Below are 10,093 nucleotides of genomic sequence, written 5' to 3'. Positions count from 1 at the left end.
TTCAGAAGTGAAACGCCGTAGCGCCGATGGTAGTGTGGGGTCTCCCCATGTGAGAGTAGGGAACTGCCAGGCATCAATTAGAAGAACCCCGTACCGTAAGGTGCGGGGTTTTTTGCTTTGTATTTTCTCAATCTGGCCTTTCTCTTAATCCCTTATCCTGCTAATGGAATATGTGATCTTTGTCTCAATGTTATTTATAACAAAATTATAACATTTCATTTACGAGGTAATTGAGTCTACTGGCTCAATACGCCGCAGTTTATGGCAGGAGCATAATCACAATGACAGAAAGCATTACATCAAACGGGACGCTGGCTAACAGTGATACCCGAAGAAGGGTATGGGCAATCGTCAGCGCCTCTTCAGGGAATCTGGTTGAATGGTTCGACTTTTACGTCTACTCATTCTGTTCACTCTACTTCGCACATATTTTCTTCCCCTCCGGCAACACCACGACGCAACTTCTTCAAACGGCAGGCGTATTTGCCGCAGGATTCTTGATGCGACCCATCGGCGGATGGTTGTTCGGCCGCATTGCGGATCGCCGCGGGCGTAAAGCCTCTATGCTGATCTCGGTTTGTATGATGTGCTTTGGCTCTCTGGTGATCGCCTGCTTGCCGGGATATGAATCGATTGGAACGTGGGCACCCGCGCTACTGTTACTGGCGCGCTTATTCCAGGGATTATCGGTAGGTGGCGAATACGGTACCAGTGCGACTTACATGAGTGAGATTGCGCTGGAAGGGCGTAAAGGCTTTTACGCCTCGTTCCAGTATGTCACGCTTATTGGTGGTCAGTTGCTGGCCATTCTTGTGGTGGTGATCCTGCAGCAAATCCTGACGGATGAACAACTTCATGCCTGGGGATGGCGGATCCCTTTCGCGATGGGAGCCGTGCTGGCGATCGTCGCGCTTTGGCTACGTCGTCAGCTGGATGAAACCTCTCAGAAAGAGGTCAGGACGTTGAAGGAAGCGGGAACATTCAAAGGGTTATGGCGTAACCGAAAAGCTTTCCTGATGGTGCTGGGCTTCACTGCGGGTGGCTCTCTCAGTTTCTATACTTTCACTACCTATATGCAAAAGTACCTGGTGAATACCACCGGAATGCACGCCAACGTCGCCAGCGTTGTCATGACCGTGGCGCTATTTGTCTTTATGCTCATACAGCCGATCGTCGGTGCGCTCTCGGACAAAATTGGTCGACGTACCTCGATGCTTATTTTTGGCGGATTGTCTGCGCTCTGTACCGTCCCTATCCTGACTGCGCTTCAGCATGTCTCCTCGCCGTATGCAGCATTTGCGCTGGTTATGCTGGCGATGGTGATTGTCAGTTTCTATACCTCGATCAGCGGGATACTGAAGGCCGAAATGTTCCCGGCGCAGGTACGTGCTTTAGGCGTCGGGCTCTCTTATGCGGTAGCCAACGCGTTGTTTGGCGGATCGGCAGAGTACGTTGCGTTGTCTTTTAAATCGTGGGGAAGTGAAACGACATTCTTCTGGTACGTGACGGTAATGGGAGCCCTTGCTTTCATTGTCTCACTGATGCTGCATCGCAAGGGTAAAGGTATTCGTCTTTAGTAATGCGCCATCTGCCACACGGCATAGCCGGTCGTAGCGCCAGCGACATCCCAGGCAAAATCTTTCCAGCTCCAGCCGCTCCCTGCGGGGCGGCTATCCCACAGCTCTTTTGATGTCCCAAGACCGACTGAGAACATCAACCCTATCGCCGCGCTACGGTCCCGGCTATACCCCTGATGCTGCGCATATTCATTACCGGCTGCGGACAACATCGCGGAGGCGAGGAAATGTTGTGCTTTATCCTGTCCGGACCAGCTGTCGTTGGCCATATGGCTACAGCCACTCAGAAAGAGGACGCTCAGTAATAAAGGAATGCGCATCAACGGCTCCATAAAAAAGCCCTGCGGTTGGCAGGGCCTGGATATTACAGAATACGGCTGATAAGTCGGTCGATACGGATACGACGTAAGCGGCGAATAAGCTTGCGGACTTTCACCGGATAATCGGCGATGCTCTGCAATTCGCGGTAATGATTCACCACGGTAGTATGCGTGCGAATCAGTTCCAGCTCACGTTCACGCTGTGCGGCTAACTCATGCTGCGGGTCGTGGATCAGGATAGCGTTTTCCAGATCCAGTCGCCACGCGCGTGGGTTCAGGTTGTTACCGGTCAGCAACATCCACTCGTCGTCGACCCACATGCCTTTCAGATGGTAACTGTTGTCTTCATCTTTCCAGAGACGCACAACCAGCTGGTCAGTATTTACGTAGTACTGTAAACGGCTCAGGAAACGGCGCAGGTTAATCTCATAGAGATAGGGCAGCGCACCGATGATTTTGAACGGCTGATCTTCAGGAATGTAGAAGTCGTTTGCCGTTTTATCACCGACGATGATTTCCACTTTTTTACCGTCGCGCAGTAGCTGAATGATATTACGCACCAGCACGGCCGGAAGGTTGAAGTACGGCGTGCAGATGGTGAGTTTCTGCTCCGCGCACGGCATCAGATGGAAGATCGTTTTGTTCAGCTGGCTTGATTTGCCGAGCCCTACCAGCGGGGTAACGGATAACTCTTCGTTGTTCGCATCGCCCTGGAAATGATAGACCGCATCGCGCAGCTCCTGGCGGAAGGCGCGAACATCGTTTTTGATCTCCGGGCTTTTCGGACGCTCGGGATCGTCAAGGCGATTAACACCACGGCCATGTACCAGATTTTTATCAACCCAGTTAAACATGATATCGGCCATCTGTGGATTACGGATCAGATGGTAACGGTCGTAGCGATATTTATCGAGCTGATGCAGGTAAACATCATTAAGACTGGCACCGCTGTAAAGCACGCTGTCATCAATGATAAAGCCCTTGAAATGAAGGACGCCGAGCGCTTCACGGGTATTAACAGGTACGCCATAAACAGGCACATCAACGCCAGGGTTTTCCTGCGCTGTGCGGCAATACCAGTCAGCATTGGTGTTTGAAGCGGCGGCGCCGATACGGCCACGCTGAGCGCGATGCCAGTCTACCAGCACGCGAACATCCAGTTCCGGACGCTGACGTTTGGCTTCATAGAGTGCGTTCAGGATCGCGCGCCCGCCTTCATCTTGTTCAAGATACAGAGCCACAATGCAAATGCGTCGCGTGGCGCTGGCAATCTTTTCCAGAAGCGTCTCCCGAAAATGAGCGGGAGCGTAAAAGAACTCTACATCATCAACTGACTGAGAAATCTTCGGTAGTTGAGCAAGGTGTTGTTGATGTTTATTACGCTTAAATTTTGACAACATCACAGTGCGTTTCTTCTCTGTTCATTGAAGGGTTGTCTGTACCATGCAAACAACATAAGCGGACAATGATACCACCAGTCCCGTCCAAAGTGGGTAACATTTCCAGTAGCTTACTTGTGTTTGTCTGCCGATGTCAGACTAAGGGACAAGGCAACAATACCTTCGTCCAGCTGAATATCAACCTCAAATCCAAGTTTTCGCGCCAGGGTCACCATACCGCGATTGTTAGGCATAGTAATGCCATTGAGACGTATCAATCCGTGATCTCGCGTATAACTGATGAGTTTTTCCAGCAGCCGTCTTCCAAGGCCCAGACCTTTAAGATCGGAGCGAACCAGCACCGCAAATTCCGCATCAACGTTGTCCGGGTCAGAAATAGCACGCGTGACGCCGAGGATCTCATCTCCCTTATCGGAGCGACGAACGGCAACAAACGCCATTTCTCGATCGTAGTCGATCTGGGTCATATTAGCTAAATCATCGTGGGTAAATTCGTTGATTTCGCTAAAATAGCGATAATAGAGATCTTCTTTCGTGACCTGAGAGATAAAGGCTCGCAGCTGAGGTTCATCCTCCGGCAGAATAGGGCGGAACAAGGCGCGTTCCCCATTTTTCATCTCAACCCATTCCTCCAGCTGTAGAGGATATGGCCGGATCGCCAGACGGCTCTCTCTGTCACCTTCGAATGGCGCGATATCTAGCGTCACGTCCAGCGCCGTAAACTCGCTGCCGGAGGCGAGAAGCGGATGAATATCCAGCCGCTGGATCTCTGCGCAATCCACAATCAGGTTAGACACCTGCACCAGAAACTGACTTAACCCGGCAATATCGAGCGGACGCAGCGCACTCCGGCCTCGGATCTTTTTGCTTTTAATCGCCTGAATGATCAGATAACGCGCCAGATTCATGTTCAGCGGCGGTAATGCCACCACGGCTTGTTCTTCAGGACGCCATTCCACACCGCCTTCTCCCAGCATGATGAGGGGGCCAAACACCGGATCGTGTTCGACCACAACCCGTAACTCCTGAGCCCCTGCGCGGTTAGCCATGCTTTGCACCAGCAGTCCGTGGATCCTTGCCTGCGGCCAGGCCATTTTGACGCGGTCGAAGATGGCGTCTGCGGCCTGCTGTACCTCTGTTGCCGTGCGCAGGTATAACATGACCCCCTGAACATCAGACTTATGCGGGATATCCGGAGAACGCAGCTTAAGGGCAACCGGGTAGCCAATTTGCTCAGCAATATGCACGGCCTCGGCGCTGTCGCTGGCGATCCAAGTCGGTAGGGTTTGCATGCCGTAGCTACCCAGAATGGGTTGAACTTCGTGCGTATCAAGCGACGTCGCGCCCTCTTCGATAGCCTGCTGCAACAGCCGGTGAACGTCAACGGTGTTCGCCGTCAGGTTACCGGGCAACGCCGGCGTTTCACGTAGCTGTTTCTGGTTGCGGCGATATTCCACCATATGCATAAACGCGGTGATGGTGCCTTCCGGCGTGCGATAGGTTGGTAGCCCGGCTTCGCTGAACAAGCGTCGCGCTTCCTGAGAGGAAAACTCACCGCACCAGTTGGTCAGCAGGGTGACGTATTTGCCTCGCGGATGATTACGCACAGCATCAATAAGTGCGCGCGCGCTTTCACTACCTGGTGCAACCGCGCTGGGGGAGTGGATAATCATCAGCGCATCGAAATCCTGGCTATCCAGCAAAATGGAGATAGCACGGATATAGCGCTCGCTGCTGGCGTCATCGCGCAAATCAAGCGGATTGCCGGGCGTAACGCTTGCCGGAAGCGCTTCTCTCAGGCGCTGCAGCGTCTCTTCACTCAGCGTTGCCAGCTTGCCGAAGCGCCGCCACAGCTCGTCCAGCGCAAGTGCAGCAGGGGCGGCACCATTGCTGACAATCATTAACTTCTCGCCGCGCAGCGGGCGCATATGGCTTAACGTCTCAACGGCGGAAAAAAGCTCGTGCGTATCCTGTACCCGCAGCAACCCCGCGCGCTGAATGGCAGCATCCCAGGCAGGATCCATACCGGAATGCGAATGCAGCAGACGCTGTGCTGCAGGGCTGCGTCCGCTTTTGATCACCAGGATCGGCTTATTGCGCGAAGCGCTTCGCGAAGCCGATACAAAACGACGGGCGTCGCTGAGGTGCTCAAGATAAAGCAGGATCGCACTGGTTTTGCCGTCACGCGCCAGAAAATCCAGCAGTTCATCAACGTCGATATCCAGACTGTCGCCGAGGGCAATGAAGTAGGAGAATCCCATTTCACGCTGCTGCGCCCAGTCGAGGATGGTGTTTGATACCGCAGCCGACTGCGAAATAAAAGCGAGCTTGCCTTTGCGGATTGGGACCGGGGAGAAACTGGCATTCAGCCCCTGCCAGGGGGCGAGCAGACCCAGACTGTTTGGCCCCAGGATGCGCATTTGATAGCGGCTGGCGCAGGCCAGAAGCTCGGCTTTCTGCTCAGGCGGAGAGGAAAGAATAATGCAGGTTTTACACCCTTTCTTGCCGAGTGACTCCAGCAGTTCCGGATTACGCTTCGCGTTAGTACAAAGTACGGCAAGATCCGGCACGAAAGGCAGGCTTTGTACATCAGGCCATGCAAGCACTCCCTGAACGGCTTTATAAGCCGGCGTGACGGGCATGACGGGGCCATTAAATCCCCCGGCCAGCAGGTTACGCATCATCAGATAGCCAGCACGATCCGGTTTCATTGATGCGCCGATCACGGCAATGGATTTAGGACGAAGTAGCGCTTCTAACCCTCGCTGGCTCATGCAGGCCTCCTGTGAATGCAAGCGACCCGATGATTTTAAACGCTTTCTGGCTCTGTTGCTGTGACACTGCCCTTATGAACGGTTTTTCCTGCCAGATAGCGCTCGCGAAAACATGAGAAATGGTTGCCCAGAGCGGTTGCCGCAGCGGTATCTCCCGCCAGATCCAGAAGCGCAATGGCCACCTCGGCGGTGCAGTATTGCCCGTCAGCATGCGCTTCGCGCAGTCGATAGGCGGAAACGCGGGAAAGGTCGACAGATATCACCGGCAGGGCGTCGAGGTATGGGCTTTTGCGAAACATTTTGCGCGCTTCGGTCCAGGTGCCGTCCAGCATAATAAACAGCGGCGGTTTACCGGATGGCGGCGCCGCAAGCACCTGACGATCTGCACCTGCATAAGAGGCCGGGAAAACGACCATTGGCTGATAGTCCGGGTTTGCCACCAGGTCGAGCAGGGCCTGCGGCGGTTCGGTACGGGACCACTGAAACGCGACGGTGTCCGGCAGAATATCGGCGATAAGACGCCCCGTATTGCTGGGCTTCATCGGTTCGGTATCGAACATGACCAGACAAAAACGGCTCTCTGCCGTACTTGGGGCGAGCGTCTCGCACAGGCAAACCTTCAGCGGTAGCAGGCAGCGCTGACAGCGACGAATACGATTGCCGCGGGCAAGAAAGGGGCGAGTCGCGCGCGCAAGGCGCTCGGCACGTAATTTAAGGACAGCGTTATCAGTCATGGGCGAAATGCAGGAAAAACGCTATTTTCGCAGAGGCGGGAGCGGGGCACAAGATGTGCCCCTGGGATTGTTACAGTGATTCGTTTAACCAGCTATCGAACGGAGCTTTCGGAACCGCACCGTTGAGCATGTCGACCATTTCACCGTTTTTGAAGATCATAATGGTAGGAATACTGCGGATCTGAAAACGTGCGCTGAGCTCGCGCTCCGCCTCGGTATTGACCTTCACGAAGCGCATCTTACCGCTGCGCTCTTCGGCCACATCCTCAAAAATCGGCGCGAAGTTTCGGCATGGGCCGCACCATGGCGCCCAGAAATCGATCACGACAGGAAGATCGTCCTTGAGGAGTTTGTCCAGCGTAGCACCCGTCGCGTTAATGACATCGCCATCAAACAATTCATGGCCACAACGTCCGCATTTCGCACCATCTTCAATCCGATCGTCCGGAATGCGATTAAGAGCCTGACAGTTGGCACATACGGTATTCATAACTAACCTCTGATAGAGCCGTGGGACAGCGGCAGTATGCCGATAATGTTTCTAATATGTTACATATTATCAGTGAGCCTGTTTGAAACAACAATGCGTTTTATTCAATGAGAACAATAGTCACAGGCTTTTGTACGAAATTATGGCTATGCGCTGGCACATCGGGTAATCTGCGCGCTTCGCGCAGCGCTGGTGGAGAAAAGCATGAACGACGAAATGAAAAACAAAAGCGGCAAGGTCAAAGTGATGTATGTCCGCAGTGATGATGACTCTGATAAACGCACCCAAAATCCGCGTACCGGAAAAGGTGGCGGGCGTCCGGCGTCTTCTCGTGCAGACGGTGGCCGTCGCCCCGCCCGCGATGACAGAAACAACCGCAGTGATGACCGCAAACGTGACGATCGCAAACGCGATGACCGTCCGCGTTCCGACCGCCCACGTAGTGACCGTCCACGCGACGATCGTCCGCGTGATGATTTCTCACGTGATAACGCTTCCCCGTGGCGCACTGTTTCTCGCGCCCCTGGTGATGAGATGCCAGAAAAAGCCGATCACGGCGGTATCAGCGGTAAAAGCTTTATCGACCCGGAAGTGCTGCGCCGTCAGCGCGCGGAAGAGACCCGCGTGTATGGCGAGAACGCCTGCCAGGCGCTGTTCCAGAGCCGTCCTGAGTGTATCGTCCGCGCCTGGTTTATCCAGAGCGTGACCCCGCGCTTTAAAGAAGCGCTGCGCTGGATGGCGGCAAACCGTAAAGCCTACCACGTGGTTGATGATGCCGAGCTGACCAAAGCGTCTGGCACCGAGCACCACGGCGGCGTTTGCTTCCTGATCAAAAAACGTAACGGCACGACCGTGCAGCAGTGGGTCAGCCAGGCGGATGCCGATGACTGCGTGCTGGCTCTGGAAGATGTTGGCAACCCGCATAACCTGGGCGCAATGATGCGCAGTTGCGCGCACTTTGGCGTGAAAGGCGTGCTGTTGCAGGATGCCGCGCTACTGGAATCCGGCGCCGCGATCCGTACTGCGGAAGGTGGAGCCGAGCACGTACAGCCGATCACCGGCGACAGCGTTCTGGATGCCCTTGAGCAGTTCCGTAAAGCGGGCTATTCCATCGTCACCACCTCGAGCCACGCCGGTACGCCGCTGTTTAAAGCGACACTGCCGCGTAAAATGGTGCTGGTGCTGGGTCAGGAGCGCGATGGTCTGTCTGACGCGGCGCTCTCCAGTGCGGATCTGAGCGTCTCTATCGACGGGACGGGCAATGTGGAAAGTCTGAACGTTTCCGTTGCGACCGGCGTGCTGCTGGCCGAATGGTGGCGTCAGAACAAAGCGTAAGCCTTTATGCTTTTTGTATGCCCGGTTCACCGGGCATACAAACTCAAACTACTCGCTTTCTGCCGGTAACACTGGCATCCAGTCAATTGGCGTTTCGCCACGTTTTTCCAGCCACTCATTCGCCAGAACAAAATGATTACTGCCAAAGAAACCTCGATGTGCAGACAGCGGGGACGGGTGCGGTGCTTTCAGGACGTGATGGCGCTGACGGTCGATGATCGCTCCTTTCTTCTGCGCATGCGACCCCCACAGTAAAAACACGACCCCTTCACGATGTTCATTGATAAGGCTGATGACTTTATCGGTAAACGTCTCCCAGCCCAGGCTGGCGTGCGAGTGCGCCTGGCCCGCCCGTACGGTGAGCACCGTATTCAATAACAGCACGCCCTGGCGCGCCCAGCTTTCCAGATAGCCGTGAGTGGGGCGGGTAAACCCGGGCACGGTTCCCTCAAGCTCTTTATACATATTGAGCAGGGAAGGCGGGATAGCCACGCCCGGACGCACGGAAAAGGCCAGTCCATGTGCTTGCCCTGGGCCGTGATAGGGATCCTGACCCAGAATGACCACCTTCACATCGCTCAGCTCGGTGTAGCGGAATGCGTTGAACACATCTTTCTGCGGCGGATAAATTGTCTGTCCGGACTGACGTTCAGCGGCAACGGTGCTGAGCGTATTGATAAAATAAGGCTGCTGCTTTTCTTCTGCCAGCACGTCATGCCAGGTTAAAGGTGTCGTCATCTCGCTCTCCTGCGAATCTCAATCTGTGACTAGCTTAACCGTTAAATTCACGGGCGCAAAATTACAGGCGGAAAATGCGCGTAAGTCACTCAATTTATGTTGAAATTATGCAGGTTGAATTGAATTGGTAAGGTTGTGAAATTGATCTGGAACAATAAATTCAGACCATACACTTTGTGTGGTTGGTGTTTTTGTTGATTTAAATCAATAAATCGCGGTGGTGTGAATGATATATATACACACAAGAAACAATGGTTTTACCAATTGGCCGCGAGAGGCCGACATCAGTTAATGTAGCCTAAGGGAGGCAACACATGATTACAGGTATCCAGATTACTAAAGCTGCAAACGACGATCTGCTCAACTCTTTCTGGCTGCTGGACAGCGAGAAAAACGAAGCGCGCTGCGTCGTAGCGAAAGCAGGTTTTGCAGAAGATGAAATCGTGCCGGTAAGCAAACTGGGCGAGATCGAGTACCGTGAAATTCCAATGGAAGTGAAACCGGAAGTGCGCGTGGAAGGTGGTCAGCACCTGAACGTTAACGTACTGCGTCGTGAAACGCTGATGGATGCAGTTGAGCACCCAGAAAAATATCCACAGCTGACCATTCGCGTATCTGGTTATGCAGTTCGCTTCAACTCTCTCACCCCAGAGCAGCAGCGCGACGTTATCGCGCGTACCTTTACTGAAAGCCTGTAACGGCTTCAGACTGGGGGGAATAAAAAA

General features: G+C 53.9%; 9 protein-coding genes. 3 read left to right on the top strand and 6 right to left on the bottom strand.

The window, feature by feature from the left end; genetic code table 11:
* Positions 1-281: 281 nt before the first annotated feature.
* Positions 282-1,577 carry an MFS transporter gene (locus tag ABR39_RS09975; protein ID WP_047346798.1) on the top strand — a complete coding sequence of 432 codons (1,296 nt, stop codon included), beginning with the start codon at positions 282-284 and terminating at the stop codon, positions 1,575-1,577.
* On the opposite strand, the gene ABR39_RS09970 is transcribed toward ABR39_RS09975, so the two are convergent.
* The 5 genes from ABR39_RS09970 to trxC all read right to left on the bottom strand — a co-directional run bounded on the left by ABR39_RS09970 (position 1,574) and on the right by trxC (position 7,295).
* A complete protein-coding gene (locus ABR39_RS09970) occupies positions 1,574-1,897 on the bottom strand; it encodes a YfiM family lipoprotein (RefSeq protein ID WP_047346797.1) in 324 nt (107 codons plus the stop codon). The genes ABR39_RS09975 and ABR39_RS09970 overlap by 4 nt on opposite strands.
* Positions 1,898-1,941: 44 nt before the next feature.
* Complete coding sequence (gene pssA / locus ABR39_RS09965) at positions 1,942-3,297, bottom strand: CDP-diacylglycerol--serine O-phosphatidyltransferase (RefSeq protein WP_047346796.1); 1,356 nt, start codon at positions 3,295-3,297, stop codon at positions 1,942-1,944.
* Positions 3,298-3,407: 110 nt separating this feature from the next.
* On the bottom strand, positions 3,408-6,071 hold the full coding sequence (locus ABR39_RS09960) for a bifunctional acetate--CoA ligase family protein/GNAT family N-acetyltransferase (protein ID WP_047346795.1): 2,664 nt from the start codon (positions 6,069-6,071) through the stop codon (positions 3,408-3,410).
* Between the two features lie 35 nt (positions 6,072-6,106).
* Positions 6,107-6,805 carry a tRNA-uridine aminocarboxypropyltransferase gene (gene tapT, locus ABR39_RS09955; protein ID WP_047346794.1) on the bottom strand — a complete coding sequence of 233 codons (699 nt, stop codon included), beginning with the start codon at positions 6,803-6,805 and terminating at the stop codon, positions 6,107-6,109.
* 70 nt (positions 6,806-6,875) lie between these two features.
* Complete coding sequence (trxC, locus tag ABR39_RS09950; RefSeq protein ID WP_047346793.1) at positions 6,876-7,295, bottom strand: thioredoxin TrxC; 420 nt, start codon at positions 7,293-7,295, stop codon at positions 6,876-6,878.
* A 204-nt stretch (positions 7,296-7,499) separates the two neighbouring features.
* Between trxC and ABR39_RS09945 the strand changes: the two genes are divergently transcribed.
* Entirely contained in the window at positions 7,500-8,630 is a 1,131-nt protein-coding gene (locus ABR39_RS09945) for a tRNA/rRNA methyltransferase (protein ID WP_047346792.1), read from the top strand.
* 48 nt (positions 8,631-8,678) lie between these two features.
* Here ABR39_RS09945 and ung read toward each other — a convergent pair whose 3' ends face one another.
* Positions 8,679-9,368 carry a uracil-DNA glycosylase gene (gene ung, locus ABR39_RS09940; protein ID WP_047346791.1) on the bottom strand — a complete coding sequence of 230 codons (690 nt, stop codon included), beginning with the start codon at positions 9,366-9,368 and terminating at the stop codon, positions 8,679-8,681.
* A 314-nt stretch (positions 9,369-9,682) separates the two neighbouring features.
* Between ung and grcA the strand changes: the two genes are divergently transcribed.
* Complete coding sequence (grcA, locus tag ABR39_RS09935; protein WP_008502190.1) at positions 9,683-10,066, top strand: autonomous glycyl radical cofactor GrcA; 384 nt, start codon at positions 9,683-9,685, stop codon at positions 10,064-10,066.
* Positions 10,067-10,093: the final 27 nt, after the last annotated feature.

This window comes from Enterobacter genomosp. O (assembly GCF_001022965.1).
GTDB lineage: Bacteria > Pseudomonadota > Gammaproteobacteria > Enterobacterales > Enterobacteriaceae > Enterobacter > Enterobacter cloacae_L.
Note: the sequence above shows the minus strand (reverse complement) of the source record. Positions and strands in the feature narration are given on the sequence as shown.

Excerpts from the sequence above, each read along its gene's own strand:
- ABR39_RS09975 (WP_047346798.1), top strand. The coding sequence starts at position 282 with ATGACAGAAAGCATTACATCAAACGGGACGCTGGCTAACAGTGATACC.
- ABR39_RS09970 (WP_047346797.1), bottom strand. The coding sequence starts at position 1,897 with ATGCGCATTCCTTTATTACTGAGCGTCCTCTTTCTGAGTGGCTGTAGC.
- pssA (WP_047346796.1), bottom strand. The coding sequence starts at position 3,297 with ATGTTGTCAAAATTTAAGCGTAATAAACATCAACAACACCTTGCTCAA.
- ABR39_RS09960 (WP_047346795.1), bottom strand. The coding sequence starts at position 6,071 with ATGAGCCAGCGAGGGTTAGAAGCGCTACTTCGTCCTAAATCCATTGCC.
- tapT (WP_047346794.1), bottom strand. The coding sequence starts at position 6,805 with ATGACTGATAACGCTGTCCTTAAATTACGTGCCGAGCGCCTTGCGCGC.
- trxC (WP_047346793.1), bottom strand. The coding sequence starts at position 7,295 with ATGAATACCGTATGTGCCAACTGTCAGGCTCTTAATCGCATTCCGGAC.
- ABR39_RS09945 (WP_047346792.1), top strand. The coding sequence starts at position 7,500 with ATGAACGACGAAATGAAAAACAAAAGCGGCAAGGTCAAAGTGATGTAT.
- ung (WP_047346791.1), bottom strand. The coding sequence starts at position 9,368 with ATGACGACACCTTTAACCTGGCATGACGTGCTGGCAGAAGAAAAGCAG.
- grcA (WP_008502190.1), top strand. The coding sequence starts at position 9,683 with ATGATTACAGGTATCCAGATTACTAAAGCTGCAAACGACGATCTGCTC.